The sequence below is a fragment of the Bradyrhizobium sp. Unk1 genome (genome assembly GCF_059512345.1).
The window spans coordinates 1-14,815 of record NZ_JCAMOP010000081.1 but is presented as its reverse complement, the minus strand read 5'-3'; the positions used below and the strand labels follow the sequence as shown (position 1 = coordinate 14,815).

Annotated in this window: 13 protein-coding genes; 7 read left to right on the top strand and 6 right to left on the bottom strand. The window is 60.5% G+C overall.

All coding sequences use genetic code 11. From position 1 onward, the window contains the following. Positions 1–124: 124 nt before the first annotated feature. From tnpA to AC5ZFO_RS45495, 3 genes are all read right to left on the bottom strand, one after another. Entirely contained in the window at positions 125–577 is a 453-nt protein-coding gene (tnpA, locus tag AC5ZFO_RS45505; RefSeq protein WP_496123951.1) for an IS66-like element accessory protein TnpA, read from the bottom strand. Positions 578–591: 14 nt separating this feature from the next. Continuing rightward, entirely contained in the window at positions 592–963 is a 372-nt protein-coding gene (locus AC5ZFO_RS45500) for a hypothetical protein (protein WP_496123950.1), read from the bottom strand. 97 nt (positions 964–1,060) lie between these two features. Further along, complete coding sequence (locus AC5ZFO_RS45495; protein ID WP_496123949.1) at positions 1,061–1,450, bottom strand: nuclear transport factor 2 family protein; 390 nt, start codon at positions 1,448–1,450, stop codon at positions 1,061–1,063. Positions 1,451–1,755: 305 nt separating this feature from the next. On the opposite strand from AC5ZFO_RS45495, the gene AC5ZFO_RS45490 reads away from it, so the two are divergent. Next, the gene (locus AC5ZFO_RS45490; RefSeq protein WP_496123948.1) at positions 1,756–1,905 is read left to right on the top strand and encodes a hypothetical protein; all 150 of its coding nucleotides are present in this window, start codon (positions 1,756–1,758) and stop codon (positions 1,903–1,905) included. Between the two features lie 98 nt (positions 1,906–2,003). Here the strand turns inward: AC5ZFO_RS45490 and AC5ZFO_RS45485 are convergent, their stop codons facing one another. From AC5ZFO_RS45485 to AC5ZFO_RS45475, 3 genes are all read right to left on the bottom strand, one after another. Continuing rightward, the gene (locus tag AC5ZFO_RS45485) at positions 2,004–2,195 is read right to left on the bottom strand and encodes a hypothetical protein (protein WP_496123947.1); all 192 of its coding nucleotides are present in this window, start codon (positions 2,193–2,195) and stop codon (positions 2,004–2,006) included. A gap of 338 nt (positions 2,196–2,533) precedes the next feature. After that, entirely contained in the window at positions 2,534–4,111 is a 1,578-nt protein-coding gene (locus AC5ZFO_RS45480; RefSeq protein WP_496123946.1) for a winged helix-turn-helix domain-containing protein, read from the bottom strand. Positions 4,112–6,004: 1,893 nt separating this feature from the next. Further along, the gene (locus AC5ZFO_RS45475) at positions 6,005–6,910 is read right to left on the bottom strand and encodes a LysR family transcriptional regulator (protein ID WP_091954629.1); all 906 of its coding nucleotides are present in this window, start codon (positions 6,908–6,910) and stop codon (positions 6,005–6,007) included. Between the two features lie 111 nt (positions 6,911–7,021). Here AC5ZFO_RS45475 and AC5ZFO_RS45470 point away from each other — a divergent pair, with 111 nt between their 5' ends. From AC5ZFO_RS45470 to AC5ZFO_RS45445, 6 genes are all read left to right on the top strand, one after another. Continuing rightward, positions 7,022–7,918, top strand: a complete 897-nt coding sequence (locus AC5ZFO_RS45470; protein ID WP_091954626.1) for a sterol desaturase family protein — start codon at positions 7,022–7,024, stop codon at positions 7,916–7,918. 203 nt (positions 7,919–8,121) lie between these two features. After that, positions 8,122–8,319, top strand: coding sequence for a (2Fe-2S)-binding protein (locus AC5ZFO_RS45465; protein ID WP_091955290.1), 198 nt, complete (start codon positions 8,122–8,124; stop codon positions 8,317–8,319). A gap of 17 nt (positions 8,320–8,336) precedes the next feature. Further along, positions 8,337–9,782, top strand: a complete 1,446-nt coding sequence (locus AC5ZFO_RS45460; RefSeq protein WP_282521302.1) for a coniferyl aldehyde dehydrogenase — start codon at positions 8,337–8,339, stop codon at positions 9,780–9,782. Positions 9,783–9,851: 69 nt separating this feature from the next. Beyond that, positions 9,852–10,532, top strand: a complete 681-nt coding sequence (gene fabG / locus AC5ZFO_RS45455) for a 3-oxoacyl-ACP reductase FabG (protein WP_282521303.1) — start codon at positions 9,852–9,854, stop codon at positions 10,530–10,532. A gap of 1,314 nt (positions 10,533–11,846) precedes the next feature. After that, positions 11,847–12,851, top strand: a complete 1,005-nt coding sequence (locus AC5ZFO_RS45450) for a terminase TerL endonuclease subunit (protein WP_282521304.1) — start codon at positions 11,847–11,849, stop codon at positions 12,849–12,851. A 1,147-nt stretch (positions 12,852–13,998) separates the two neighbouring features. Next, positions 13,999–14,562: a recombinase family protein gene (locus AC5ZFO_RS45445; RefSeq protein WP_282521305.1), complete on the top strand. Its 564-nt coding sequence runs from the start codon at positions 13,999–14,001 to the stop codon at positions 14,560–14,562. The last annotated feature ends 253 nt before the right edge of the window (positions 14,563–14,815 follow it).

The window sequence follows — 14,815 nt, the reverse complement described above, 5'->3', positions numbered from 1 at the left end:
GCGAGAAGACCGCGGCGGGAACCAACTTCCCGCCGCACACTCCGCATAATCGTGGGCTCCGCATAATTGCGGAAGTCGACCGGCCTGGTCGCCACCATCACCCGCACCGCGCCCGTCGGACCGATCACGTGCAGGTCTTCAGCGCATGGATCACGGCCGCAACCGTCGCGGCATCCGCGCCGCGGCCGACCCGGACCGCGACGCCGCTGATCTCGAGCTCGATGATGCCGCTGTTCTCGGCGCCCGCGGGCGCCTTCCGGAGGCGTCGGTGCTGCCGCGGTGAGCGCTCCGGCGGCGTGGATGATGGGGTAACGACAGCGGGCACGAACGTCTGCGGCTCGGGAGCCACAGGGATCGCAACCGGCTGTCGCATTTGCCGGCGCCACGTAAACAGCTGTTGCGGCGACAATCCGTGCCGCCGCGCGATCTCCGATACCACGGCACCCGGGGCCAGCGTCTCCTCGACGAACCGTGCCTTGTCGTCGGCCGAGAACTGCCGGCGTCGGCCGGTCTCCGTGATGACCTCGACCCGACGAACCGAGGTCCTAGGCTCAAGCATATGGTCAAGCTTAGACACAAGCCGATCTCCAATCAGAGACCGATCATTCCTCGCTCGACGCCTTCAATGGAAGGTGGGGCGGAAACAGCGCTTACGATCCGACGCACAAGTTCGCGCTTCTTCTCCATCAGCCGCAGTTGCAGCATCTCGGTCTTGACCCTGACGTGATCGGCATCAGCCTCACTGCGCGGCGATTGCCGCCGCTCGCGCCGCAAGTAGCGGGGGTAGGCAACGCGGCTCTGGTCGAGCGGGAAGCCGTCACCCTGGCGCTGGATCACGCCTTCGGCTTCGAGCTTGTCGATGTATGCGCGGCTGCAATCGAGGTGCAGCGCCAGCGCGGAAGCGCTGACGGTCGCGGGCCCTTTGGCGGCGGGCGGGCCATCAACGGTGACGGTCTCGGACATCAGCGCCATTCCTGTTGCGTCGCGGCGCTTTTGAAGGATCGTCGATCTTGGCGTCGCCCTCATTGTGCCGTCTATCGCTTGAGGAAATGACGGCGTCTCAAGACCAGAATTGGTCCTCCCGCTGCTCATCGCCTTGATACTCGCGGAAGTCGGTCGCCTTTCCGTTCTTCATCTGCCAGACGTGAATCTCCGGAAACGACGCGGACAGCCCGTTTCGTTCTGCGTTCACGGTAACCAAGGCGACAACGAGATCGTCTTCGGCTAGCACATTGTGCACATCCATGCTGAACGCCCCTCCCGAAAGCTCCATCGTGCGTTGAAAGAAGCCTCCGACCTGATCGTGACCGGTATAGTCGCCTGATAGGGGACTATGACCGGGAACGTGCCATGTGATGCCGGCGTCGAAAACCGCGAAAACCGAGGGGATGTTTCCTACCGCAAAGTCTTCGTAGGCCTTGCGGATAATCACCGAATTCAAATCGTCCATTGTTGTCTCCCCTAAAAGGGTTAGCACTCCTACGGGACTGATCGTGGTCACGGTGACGTAAAAAGCCCGAATATAGCAACCAATCGGTCGCCTCGAAATGTCTCCCCTTGGGCCCAGCGTCATCTTCATACGGAGCGAAAGTTCGTCGCTGTCAGGCCATGGCGGACGTTCGCCTTCGTCTGCAACTGCAACCACGGATTTTCTCGCAGCAAATATCCAGACCTCCCGGCGTCGCGCGGTCCCCGCGTTTCCTACGCGCCTCGCAGGACCCCGACGACCTTGCGCGGCTCCGATCAATTTGAACCGTGGCAGGGGCAAAGGGCGGCGACGGCGGAGCGGCGATCAGGCACACGATGGGCTATAACCTTGGCGCGCGCCGAAGATCGATCTCCGACTGGGCGCTCGATCAGCACACGATGCAGAACCGGCTGTGGGCCATCAAGCAGCAGGACTAGGTGACTCGATAGCATCGGGCCGTCGCGGACGGCAGTATCGCGCGAGTTACTCCAAGACGGTGCGATGTACCCAAACAGCGATACGCTCGGCGAGCGGCTTAGGCTGTATGTCGAAGAGAACTTCCATAATGCTTGAAGAAGTTGTCAAGCTTCACTGGTTCGCCGGTATCTCGCCAGAACAGTCTTTTACCGAGGCTGGCCGCCACTGCGAGGCGGTGGTGGCCGCCGATGATAGTATGGTCATCGGATGCTGTGGCGATGATCTCGCCGTCTTCGTCCACGATTTTCATGTGCTGCCTCCAATCCAGCGCGCGGTCAGCGCCGCCGCGATGGTGCGCAGTCTACCTATCGTCGTGCGGGCTCTGGGCGTTCCAACCCATGAAGATCACGGTTTCCGGGCGACGTGCGCCACTTCGCGTACCACCCTTTGTGTACCGATCTGCATGAAATTAAGTCAGGAATGCACGATTGCAAATATCCTCAAAGGTCACGGTCGCGCGGCCCCCGCGCGAGGTCGCCTCCCCGGAGGACCCGACGACCGACCACCCTTGTGCCGCGATGTCATTGACCCAGGCTCAGACATGCCGAAGGTCCTTGGCGTAAGGTCACTTTTGCCCCCAAAGCGACATCAGCCCTCAGATAGCCCGGCCAAGCGCAAACCCTCGTAGATGCGCTCGCGCTCGGCGAGATAGGTTGGGTTATTACTTAGCGCTCCGTTGCGGAACCGACGTAGTGTGTAGCTTGGAAAGAGGGCAAGTCCTGCCTGGACTGCGGCGCGCGCCTCGTCCAGCCGTCCTAAATGCGCCAGTGCAGCGGCAAGAGCGAAGTGGGCGAACGGTAAATTGCGGTTACCATCGATGCTCCGGCGCAGCCACACAACCGCTTCCGCGTCAGCACGGATAAATATTTTGGCGATGCCAAGAAACATTATCCAATAGTACGCGCTCGCATCGCGGGGCGAGAGGCGAAGCGCGTCCTGGATATGAGCTTCAGTTTCGGCGGCACGACCGGTGTATAGTTTGCCTAACCCGATGCAGGCGTGGGCATAGGCCAAATTTCGATCCAGCGCCAGCGCATGCTCGCACTCGGCAATACCTTCCGCCCCGCGGTTCGTACTGATTTTGGCAATGCCAAGGTACGCGTGAGCAGCAGCGCTTTCTGGGGCCAGGGAAAGGGCCTTGATCAGGGTTGCCTCAGCCATCGCGAACCGAGCCGTCCGGTCTTCAGGGACAAGGCCGTTGCCAATTGCCATATCAACTAACGCAATGCCGACCAGTGCTCGGACATGACTGGGCTCGAGCGCCAAAGCACGCTCGAAAAAGCCGCGGGCTTCTGTGAGGTTCTCAAGAGTCTGTCCTTTGTTGAAGCTGGCCCTGCCTAGAAACTCCAAGTCCGTTGCGTCAGGATGCAGCGAGCGCTCCGCGCGTCGCGCCTCAGCTACCAAGAGTTGGTCATCCACCGTGTTGGCGAGCCTGCAGACGATTTCGTCCTGCATATCGAACAAATCGGCTACGGACTTATCAAAGCGCTCGGCCCACAAATGATTGCCGGTTTCGGCATCAATGAGCTGCACGTTCACCCGAAGCTGCTTGCCAGACCGCTGCACCGAACCTTCAAGCGCGTAGCGAACATTCAGCTCACGGCCGACTTTTTTGAGATCAAATGCTTTGTCCTTGTAGGTAAATGCCGTGTGCCGTCCGACGACGAATGACCCGTCGATGCGCGACAAGTCCGTGGTCAAACTCTCTGTTACACCATCTACGAAATAGTCTTGCTCAGGATCGCGGCTGACATTAGCAAACGGGAGCACGACGATGGATAGACGTGGCGCTGAAGTGTGGTCCGGCGTCACGCCGCCGCTTGCCGCCGAGCCAGCCGGCGCAGCTTTGCATCCGTCGTCTTCCCGCACTGTACCAGCGAAGCGGAAACCCTTTCGAGGCAGTGTTTTTATTAGGGACTGTTTCTCGCCCGTGTCGCCGATTGCGCGCCGAGCAGCATTCACACGGGTCGTCAGCGCGGCATCGGAGACGATACGTCCCTTCCAAACAGAGTGGATCAGGTCATCTTTGCTGACGACGCGCTCCCTATGACGGACCAGATATTCAAGCAGGTCAAATACCTGAGGCGCGACCGGCAGGGCGTCCGCCCCGCGATAAAGTTCACGCCGGTCCGTGTCCAGTACGAATTCCTCGAAGAGATAGCGCAAGCACAACCCCCCGACTGCCCATCCGGGGAATGTAGCACAGGCTACAGCACAGGAACTGCGGCAGGCCGCGCCAAAGGCACCGGGCTGTGAAACTAGGGCCTATTAGGGCCTAGCGGGTTCGAGCGGGCCCTTGGCCCATCGACAAAACTCAAATAATGCTTTTCAATTCATCGACTTAAGTCGCTTCTAACAAGGTCCGAAAAAGTGCTGGACGCAGGGACCACACGGTTTTGCCGTACGCGCGGCTCGCCATGTTCGCCGCAGATTTTCAGCCCTGTCGACGTAGCCCGAAAACTACTGGCGAGACGGGCCTGTCAGCGCCGTTCGTCCGCACGAAGCCTCGGGCTCACGCAGAGCAATCCGGCCCGCCTTTTGCCATTCGCACCCGACGCTGCCGCGTCCACCGCAAGCCCGGCTCGCGACACTGACGACCACATGATCATCCCTCAAGGATGAACCTGGATGGGCGACACATACGCCATTTTCTGAATTTCGGTAGCGTGGAATATTTTGTACGATGGGATTGACATGTTTGCGGTGTTTTGCGCGACGGAAATTCTGTAGCCGACGGAGCATATTTCGCCGAGAATGCCTCGTTCGTTTCAGCCGCCGCTGCGGCGCTTCGGGCGTGCCGCCGCGATGCGTGTGAAGAACCGGCTGCAACAACGGCGTGCGGCGATATCTTAGCGAGCCCAGGACACTAACGCTACCAGCGCTTCTCGGCAGCGACAGGCAATTGCCGTCGTTGAGCGCAGCCACGACGAAGCTCGAAACGCGCTCAATGGGGGCACGTTGCTTTGGTGGCCTGAGCGCGGCTGACGGCGGCGTGTCGGTCGATCCAGAGACTTTTCTCAGACCGGAGATCGTCCCCTCCTTCGGCAACGATCGAATAATTCCCCAGCGTCTGCCCAATCCATTCGGCCTGACCTGCTTACAATCTCACATTGGCCGTGATGAGATTTTTCTTGATCTCCCGGTGCACACGTCATGCACACGCGTCCCTCTAACTAATTGAAACTCTTAAACTCTCGGTCCAATCCATCATGGGCCAGTTTCAGCTAACAACGGCTAGAACAGCGTGGTCGCGCAGTGCGCCGGCAAGGTTCTCATAAGCGCCGCGCACGAAATTGTCGTAAACGACGATCTCGCCGACGTCAGTCTGCGTTGGCTGATCGACCGCATGCCAATCAAATTGAGCCGCTTTGCGTCAAAACTGCCGGTGCTCGAAGCTACGCTTTGGGACCCGGCCCTTCTGTACGATCCAACGCGTTGCGATACTCCATTAGTCAAGATGCAATGGATTTTGGAATTCTACCGGGATACGCCAAGCTCACTACTTCGGTCAGAATTCTCAACGCGAAGGAAGCGAGAACAACTCGACCAGACCACGCTAAACTACGCGATACCAACAGGCCGCACTACTCCCACTCAGTCATTTAGGACGACATTACGGCGTTGATTTGCAAGCACAAACTTTCAAGGCTGGGAGACAGATCCCGACGGTATGCCCGCTCTAACTTTTGATGCCGAATTCACGGGAAAATTCGTTCTGGTCGGAAGAATGGCGACTTCGGCAAGTATCGGAATCAATCGCCTGAGTGGCCGCAAGTGCCTAGCCGGGACGGCTACGGCTCGTACTCGCACTGCATAGCTTCCAGTACCGTCAACGATCAGGAAAGCGCGGGTTCAGTTTGTACGATGATCGCACGCACCGTTCACTCGACTCTGTCGCCGACATACATGTCCGCTTTGCGCAGAAGCTGCCGTCCCGCCGTTTTGACACGACCAAGACCCAAACCGGAAGTTTGCCGGGCTCCGAGCACCGTTGCTTATTTGACCGCTTCAAGGGGGCGGTATTCCGCACCGGACCATGCGTCGGGTGATAAAAGGCGTCTACACGTTGATCTCGCCGGCGGCCCGCACAATCGCTGCAATGGCTGCCTTGGCTGCCGGCGACGAGGTTCTCCCTCGTAAACGCACGATGCCCGTGCTCGACGGCGGCGACAGCCAGCCCTGCACGACAAGCCGAACGAGCGCCCCGGATTCCAGCTCCTCCCATACCGCCGCGTCCGTCGCAGCCAGAACGGTATCCGTGGTGAGCGCGACGGTCTTGAGCAAGCCGTAATTGTCGCACTCGAGCGCAATGGTGGCCTGCTGGCCCTCAGGCAGACCCAGCAGGGCGGCCAGTTCAACCGCTGCGCGGCTCAGCAGCGTAGGTGCCGCAAGACCGTACGCCCAGACTTCCTGCGGCGTATGCTCACGCCCAGCCAGCGGATGGCCTGCCCGCACATACAGGTTGCCCGGTTGCCCGCCGATCAGCTGGATGTCCAGCGCGGCCTCCCTGGGCATGTCGCTCACATCGGCGGCAAAGAACTCAATGTTCTCGGTACGCAGGCTCTCCAGCAATTGCACCGAGTTGCCGACCTCCATGCGCAGCGCCACCTGCGGGTGCTGGCGGCGCAGCGCCACGAGCGCGCGTGGCATCAGGGTGGCCGTCAACAGCGGCCCGACACCGAAGGCCACGTCGCCGAGCTGGCTGTCGCGGTAAAGATCCACGTCGCGCTGCAGGCAACGTGCCTCGAACAGCAGCTTGCGCGCCCGCTCGATGACGAATTCGCCCGCCGGGGTGGGGCGGACATCACCAACGTCGCGGTCGAACAGGCGAATACCCAGGTCGCTCTCGATCGCCTGGATACTGCGGCTGAAGGCCGGCTGGCTTCGGTGGACGGCTTCGGCGGCGCGGGCGAAGTGCAGGGTGTCGGCAAGGGCGACGACGTGGCTCAGACGGTGTAAATCCATGTGTTGCGCTCCATGCATCAAGATGATGAGAACTATGCATTGGACGCATGTTGATTGCACTCCTAAAAATCGTCTCACGATAAAAACACGTGAGCGAGAGGAGACACCCACATGAGCTCGCAACTGCAATACCTGCTAATCGGCGCCTGCATTCTGGGCTTTGCCGCCATGGAGTTTATCACTCGGCGGTATCAGACCACCGTACGAGACCACGCGACAGCCAACGACACCTGGCTGGAAGTGCTGATGTTCGTCAGCCTGATCGCCATCACCCAGCCCATCGCACTCCTGGGCAGCAACGCGCTGTGCAACTGGCTCATCCCCGCTCAGCACAACGCCTGGGCCAATTTGCCGTGGTGGGCCATGGCCGGCCTGCTGCTGATCGGCGATGACCTCACGCAGTATCTCTGGCACCGCGCCTCGCACTCGCCGCTGCTATGGCCGCTGCACCGCGCGCATCACAGCGCGGCCTACATGAGCGTGCGCATTACCTACCGCAACAACTTCTTCTACTACCTGATGATGCCGGGCCTGTGGATCGGCGGCGTGGCGGTGTATCTCGGTTTCGGTCCGGTCTATGCGGCGTACCTGGTGATCAAGCTGGCGGTCATCCTGGGCGCGCACTGCGCCTGGGCGTGGGACGCGCCGTTGTACCGCATCCGCGCGCTGCATCCGCTGATGTGGGTGCTGGAGCGCACCATCTCCACGCCGGCCACGCACCAGGCGCACCACGCTCTCACCAACGAAGATGGCATCGGCCACTACAAGGGCAACTTCGGCAACCTGCTGTTCTTCTGGGACGTGCTGTTCGGCACCGCGCATATCACGCGCAAATATCCGGCCAAGGTCGGCCTGCAGGACGACATCCTGTTTGGCCCGGAGCGCTGGACGACGCAGATGTTCTACCCGCTGGTCCATTCCAAGCGCGAGCATTCGGCGCTGCGCCCCGGCGGCTATGGCTTCACCGAAGCCGACCTAAAGACCGAAGCTAAACGGGAGGCAGCCTGAACGACCGAGCCAGGTTCGACTTGCCCCCGTGGGTAGCGCATTCGAGGCACTGCAGCAGGCGTTCGCGGTGCCTCGGAAGGAGCCGAAATGCGACACCATCTGGCCCGCGAGCGGCCTCTTGACTACGCCGAGGTGACCCGAATGGAAACTATCATGCTTGCGGCTGGGTGGAGCGCCGCGTTGGTATTGGTTGGGAGAAGGCGATGATTGTCTGTTCTTGCAACGTGTTCAGCGACCATCAGGTGCGGTCAGTGGTCGCAAAAGAGGAGCGACGGCCTCGTATGAGCGAGGTGTATGCCTGCCTCGGATGCAGCGCCCAGTGCGGCCGCTGCACTCACGCCATCAAGCGGATCATGGATGAAAGACCCCGCTCCGTTCATGCGGACGCAAGCGTGCACTAACCTGGAGTTGATACATCATGAACGTGCCTGTCAATTTCCGCTCGATCGCCATTGCCACTGAATTTCAGTCCTGCTTTGACAAGCAGCGTGCGGCCTATCTGGCGGCGCCGGAGCCGTCCTACGCTCAGCGCAAGGCCGATTTGAAAGCGCTCGCTCAGCTCCTGAAGGACAACAAGGACGAGTTGGTCGCGGCGATCAACGCCGACTACGGCAACCGGTCTGAATTCGAGACCCTGTTCGCCGAATACTTCGTCGTCCTCGAAACGATCGCCGATGCCGCCAAAAATTTGAAGAAGTGGATGAAGCCGCAGCGCAGACACGTCGATTTCATGTCCTATCCGCTCGCGCGCAATCGTGTCATCCCGCAGCCGCTCGGCGTCGTCGGGGTCATCGTTCCCTGGAATTTTCCGCTCAATCTCAGCTTCTGTCCGCTCGCAGCGATTCTGGCGGCCGGCAATCGGGCGATGGTCAAGATGTCGGAAAACTCAAAGGCGCTCGCCCAGGCTCTGATGCGCGTTTCGCCGAAGTATTTTCCGATCGAGAAGCTTGCCTTTTTCGAGGATGGCGGCGGACGAGGACCGGGATTCTCATCATTGCCCTTCGACCATCTACTGTTCACGGGATCCGGTGCTACCGGTCGCTCGGTCATGGCCAACGCGGCCCGCAACCTCACCCCTGTCACGCTTGAACTGGGCGGCAAGGCACCTGCGATTGTTGGGCCTGACTTCCCGGTCAAAACAGCGGCGGAGCGCATTCTCTGGGTGAAGATGTTCAATGCCGGTCAGATCTGTACGAATGTCGACTACATGTTTCTGCCCAAGGGAAGTGAGGACGAGTTCGTCCGCCATTGCCGTCGACTGTTTGCCGACCGCTTCCCTGATATCAACGGCCAGGACTACACGTCGATCATCGATGAACGGTCTTTCGCGCGGCTGCAGGCGACGCTGGAGGATGCCCGCACAAAGGGCGCAGTCCTGATAAATCTTGCGGAACAGCAGGAGCCAGACGCGAAGCGTCGCAAATTTGCGCCGCATCTCGTGCTAAATCCGACCGAAGACATGATTGTCATGCAGCGCGAGATCTTTGGTCCGATCTTGCCGATCAAGACCTATGCAGATCGGCAGGAGGTCGCCGATTATATCAATAGTCACGACCGCCCGTTGGCAATCTATCCATTCACTCACAATGCCGAGCTGCGCGACTTCTACATCTCGCGGGTCATGTCGGGTGGCGTATCGGTCAATGAAGCTCTGCTGCACGTCGGCCAGCACGACCTGCCATTCGGTGGGGTCGGGGCGAGCGGCATGGGCCATTACCACGCGCGCGAGGGGTTCAACACCTTTTCAAAATTGCGCCCGATCTTCTACCAAGGCCCTCTCTCGCCGATCCAAATGCTATTTCAGCCGCCCTACTCCGGCCGCCCAATGAGCATCTTGCGGACGATGATCAAGTGGAAGACGTGATGTGCGCGCTTGATCCTCCTAACCAATTGGCTGCGGCCCGGCTTCATTCTCATTCGCGCGGAGACCATCATGAAGGGTAAAGTCGTTGTTATCACCGGCGCGCTGGGCGCGCTGGGCAAGGTGGTCGCCGAGGAAGCACATTCGCGGGGCGCGCGCGTCGCGGGCATCGATCATGCGGCGCCGCAGTTCGCGGCAACCGCCGAGCGGATCGAACTCGGCGGCGTTGACTTGACCGACGCCGCCCAGGCGAAAAAGGCGGTCGATGCCGCGGCGACGCATTTCGGCGCAATCGATGCGCTGATCAATATTGCCGGCGGGTTTACCTTCGAGACCATTGCCGACGGCGATCCCAAGGCCTGGCAGCGCATGTACGCTCTCAATGTCGAGACGGCGCTGAACGCTACCCGCGCCGCGATCCCGCATCTTCTCAATTCGCACGCAGCCCGCATCGTCAATATCGGCACGATGGGCGCACTGCAGGCCAGCTCCGGCATGGGTCCTTATGCGGCGTCGAAGGCCGGCGTGCACAAGCTGACAGAGTCACTCGCTGCCGAATTGAAAGGCAAGATCACAGTGAACGCAGTGCTGCCCTCGATCATCGATACCGCGGCAAACCGCGCCAGCATGCCGCAGGCCGATCCCGCCAAATGGGTCGCGCCGGAGGAACTCGCCGATGTTATCCTTTTCCTGGCAAGCGACGCCGCCAGTGCCGTCACCGGCGCGCTACTGCCGGTCAACGGACGGGTTTGACGCGTGACAAAAAGTCATTGAAACGTAACGGGGAGCCACGCGAATCCTGGACGCCGCGGTTTGCGGTCATTAGCTCATTCAAGGGGCGAGCGACCGATCCTCGGCAGGTCCAGATCGCGCCGCTTTGCACGCTATAGGCAAGTATCAACGCGAGCTATGCCTAGCGTCGGCTATTGGGCTGGGCACTACATCAACCGCGACGGAGACTGGAGCGTCGCACGCGACGCACTTGGCCGCATCATCCGGTGCGAGACCGAGAAACTAGCACGTTCAGTCGCGCGCTATCGTCGTCGTCGTCTCAAGCCGTTGGGAGGCGGAAACGCTAAGCTAGCGCGCTCTGAAAAGCGGTGCGGCAGGGACGGTGCTGTTGGCGCACCGCTTTTTCGTTGAATTCGAGCGGTTCCGTTGACTCCCACTTAGCTTGGGACGGACGCATTCGATGTCGACCTGCTCGAGCGTGGCTGAGCGAATTGCTAGGCCGGGGGTCATCACCGTTTCACTGAGGTGAATTGCACTTGTCAGAGGAAGGTCCGCGGAAATGTCCTACCGGCACGGATGGGTCTAACTTGGCGGACGACCGCTTCAATTCGTCCATCGAATGTTATGATATTTCTGCACTAGCCGGTCTCAAGCAAGCCGGCTTCATTGGAAGCTGAATTCGCGGATTCCTCCATACGACCCATCATCTCGAAGCGGCGTCTCCTCGACTGGTGGCGCGACGACGAACTCCAACTGCGCGAGATCCATGATGCTGGATAGCCGAAACCGGACTGGAGAAGATTGATGGTACACCACTTTCCTTCGTTGCCGGTGTCCAAGTTTGGGCGAACTGCTCGACCGGCCCAAGGGCTAAGGAGTAGGAGCTGAGCTAATGAAGCTCCCGGCGGAGACCGTCGATATGAGGCATGCGAACGCCGCTTCGACGTAAAGATTACTAAGCGATCCGGGCCCCTCATCGCCAAGATAATCAATGTAGTCCGGAAGCAAACCTTCAATTAGTCCGTTGTTGGCGTCGAGGATCGCCCCCATTTCGTCCTCCGTGAAGAAGGGGGAACACTGCCGTCGACTGGGTTGATAAGCCGGCCTTTTCAAGGGCCGGTACGATGAGATCTGGATGGATGTCTGTCCCGCTTGCAAGTGCCGCGCGTTCATGACGGGCGAGCAGACCGCTGAGGACATCAGTCAAGAACGTGACGAGTAACCGTCACCTACGCCGGCTTCTCAAACGAATCGATCCTGCTGGAGGAGCTATACAAGCGCGGTACTGCGCAGCCCCAGATCGCGCCCGATCTCTATGCCGGCGAGGGCTTACTCATGTTCTGGAGCCACCGACCGGTCGCACCATGGCAGACCGACGCCTGGCTGGCGCAGATGCGGCGGTCGCTGCGGCCGAACCAATATGCGCGCATGATCGAATGCCGGTGGACGACATCAGAGTCGGCGTTCATCGAAATCCAACTTTGGGACCAGTGCGTCGATCACGGTCTCCAGCCGGTCCAATCCGATCGTAATCTGCACGTATTCGTCGGCGTCGACGCCTCGCTGAAGCGGGACTCGACCGCGATCGTAGTGGTCACCACCGACGGCGAGCGTGTCAGGCTGGTGCGGCATCGCGTGTTTCAGCCGTCACCGGATGCGCCGCTCGACTTCGAGGGCACGATCGAGGCTGAGTTCATCGATCTCTGCAACAACTTCGCGGTGCAGGAGATTCGGTACGATCCATGGCAGCTTGCCAGCGTCGCACAACGGATGATCAAGCGCGGCGCGCCGATGGTGGAATTTCCTCAGACGACCAGCAACCTCACCGACGCCAGCTCTAACCTCTACGAGCTGGTCAAGGCCAATAATTTGCAGGCCTATGCCGACGAGCCGCTGCGCACCTCGATCTCGCAGGCGATCGCGGTGGAGACGCCGCGGGGATGGCGGATCGCCAAGGAGAAGCAGAAACACAAAATCGATGTTGTTGTCTCGCTCGCGATGGCAAGCCTCGCCGCGGTGAAGCAGGAGCAGATACCTGGCTGGGGCATCTTCGAGCATTACCGCCGCGCCAGCGAGGCGGCGACAACGCCGCCGCCGGTCGCCGATACGGTGCGCATTGCCTGGCCCAAGGAGCAGCAGGTGCCGTCCCATCTCGAAGTCGAGGGCACCTCCTACCTCGTCGAGCTCGATGGCGCCAAGTTCGTATTTCGCGTTACTAGAGATCACGCCCGCAAGCTGCTGAAGGGCCCGTTCCCGAACGCCGATCTGATTTCCTGCAACGAGGACATCGCCGCCGATCTAGATCCGTCTCACGTGCCGAGTATGAGGCCAAGTCTTTAAGCCGGACGAAGCCCTGGGAAGCCGATGGCATATCCCGAAGCACATGGGAGCGTCGTCGTCGTCGTAGGGCCGGCACTGAGATTGATGCAAGTCCGTGTCCAGCAAAGATAGGGGATTCACTGGTGGGCACGGACTTGCGTCACGTGGTCTTACCACTCCGCAGCAGGATCGAGCTACCCGCGATCGATTTCAGGAAGTTCGGTATCGTCGCGATCCGCGTGATGCAGGGATCTGATGTCCTGCGGACGTGGACGCGCGGCGCCTGAAGCGCCCGCGCGGGTCCACCGGTCACAGAATACGGGACAAGTGGGACATGCCGGGAACAATGTCCAACCTTGTCCCAAATGTCCCAGGGCGCGCTCTCTGGCGCGCGTTGACCAGCGAGACGTTCCGGTTGCCTGGTGCGCGGTATCGACACTAACCCCGGCCTTTGCTGCGACCTTCCTCACGGACAGTGATGGATCTGACGTCACAGCTGCCTTCGCCCGATCGATCGGACGGTGTTCGTTTTTCGGAGCTTCCGGATCTCGAACGCCCATCTCCCGACGGACGTCAGCAACCGTTTTATCGCTAGTATTGGTCTGCAGCGCGATCTCCGAGTCATTCGCCTTCGGATCACGCAAGATCGCCTGCTTGATCTGCCATCGGCTCTGCTCAGGTGTCAGGTGGCGAGACTGTCGCATCAGTCAGAGCGGAGTGGTCTACTTGCGGAAATTCCGCGGAGAGACCGCCATCGATTCGAGCGTGCTGATCGACATCGGCAGCGGCACGATTGCTGGGACGGTGTTCATTTTCTGCATTGTGCAGATTTTGAACACTCATCTCCGCACGCGGGACGTGCCCGTCTTCAGATTTTTTTTACGATGCCGCCTTAGCGCATCAGCTCGACCGCGATGGGCAGCGGGAGGCGCCGCCGCTGCCGCAACGGGGCAAAGCGGTTTAGGGCGGCGGCGCCGGGGGCGCGGTTGCAGTCCGGCCCTCCCGCATCTAACGGCCGCCGGGCCGGTGCCGTTCCTGATCGGAATGCCTATCTTTGAGCGCACCTTGGCGATTTGCGAAACTTTCTAAGTTTTGCAAAAAAGTTATGGACGTAGAAAATCAACGCGTTACAGTTTGCGAAACTTATTTGCAAAAGTGGAGCGCGCAAATGGCTGTCCTCGGCTACGCCAGAGTTTCAACCCGCGACCAGCATCTCACCGGGCAGATCGAGGCTCTAAAGGAGGCCGGCGCTACCACGATATACCGCGAGAAGGTTAGCGGCGTCCGAGCAGATCGGCCCCAGCTCGCGAAGCTCATGTTGGCCCTTCAGGCCGGTGACGTCGTCGTGGTGACGAAGTTGGATCGGCTCGGCCGCTCGACCCGTGAGTTGTTGGACCTGATCGAGCAGATCGGCTCGGCCGGCGCGGCGTTCCGGAGCCTCGGCGACCCGTTGTTTGACACCACGTCGTCGCAGGGCCGGCTTCTCCTGGCCGTGCTGGCCGCGATCGCGTCGTTTGAGCGCGACCTAATCCGCGAGCGCACCACCGAGGGCCGTAAGCGCGCCATGGCGGAGGGAAAACGGTTTGGCCGGAAGCCCAAGCTGACCGACTTTCAGCGGAAGGAAGCCCTGAAGCGCCGTGCGGCCGGCGAGACGCTGGCCGAGATCGCTAACACCTACGCGGTCAACGTATCGATGATTTCGCGGCTGAGCCGAAAGTCTACGGATCGTTAACAGCGCAACGCCGCTATCGGCCACATGCTCGCCGCCGGCCAGTCGTGGAGCACGATCCAGGCCGCCACGGGCTGCTCGCGAGCGACAATCGCCAAGATAGCCAAGCGCGGTCAGAAGGCCGCATGAGGCCATACCGCCTTTGCGCGCTCGCGTGGAGAATGGTCTTTTTGCTGGTTTCCGGGGAACAACAGACTTGGCAACGCGTCTGTTTGGGGCCCCCAGCCGATAGGTTAGCCCCAACCGCTGGAGGAAA

What these genes read in the sequence shown, in the direction of transcription:
- AC5ZFO_RS45460 (WP_282521302.1), top strand. Translation starts at nt 8,337, where the DNA reads ATGAACGTGCCTGTCAATTTCCGCTCGATCGCCATTGCCACTGAATTT.
- AC5ZFO_RS45470 (WP_091954626.1), top strand. Translation starts at nt 7,022, where the DNA reads ATGAGCTCGCAACTGCAATACCTGCTAATCGGCGCCTGCATTCTGGGC.
- AC5ZFO_RS45445 (WP_282521305.1), top strand. Translation starts at nt 13,999, where the DNA reads ATGGCTGTCCTCGGCTACGCCAGAGTTTCAACCCGCGACCAGCATCTC.
- AC5ZFO_RS45495 (WP_496123949.1), bottom strand. Translation starts at nt 1,450, where the DNA reads ATGGACGATTTGAATTCGGTGATTATCCGCAAGGCCTACGAAGACTTT.
- AC5ZFO_RS45465 (WP_091955290.1), top strand. Translation starts at nt 8,122, where the DNA reads ATGATTGTCTGTTCTTGCAACGTGTTCAGCGACCATCAGGTGCGGTCA.
- AC5ZFO_RS45450 (WP_282521304.1), top strand. Translation starts at nt 11,847, where the DNA reads ATGTTCTGGAGCCACCGACCGGTCGCACCATGGCAGACCGACGCCTGG.
- AC5ZFO_RS45500 (WP_496123950.1), bottom strand. Translation starts at nt 963, where the DNA reads ATGTCCGAGACCGTCACCGTTGATGGCCCGCCCGCCGCCAAAGGGCCC.
- AC5ZFO_RS45485 (WP_496123947.1), bottom strand. Translation starts at nt 2,195, where the DNA reads ATGAAAATCGTGGACGAAGACGGCGAGATCATCGCCACAGCATCCGAT.
- AC5ZFO_RS45475 (WP_091954629.1), bottom strand. Translation starts at nt 6,910, where the DNA reads ATGGATTTACACCGTCTGAGCCACGTCGTCGCCCTTGCCGACACCCTG.
- fabG (WP_282521303.1), top strand. Translation starts at nt 9,852, where the DNA reads ATGAAGGGTAAAGTCGTTGTTATCACCGGCGCGCTGGGCGCGCTGGGC.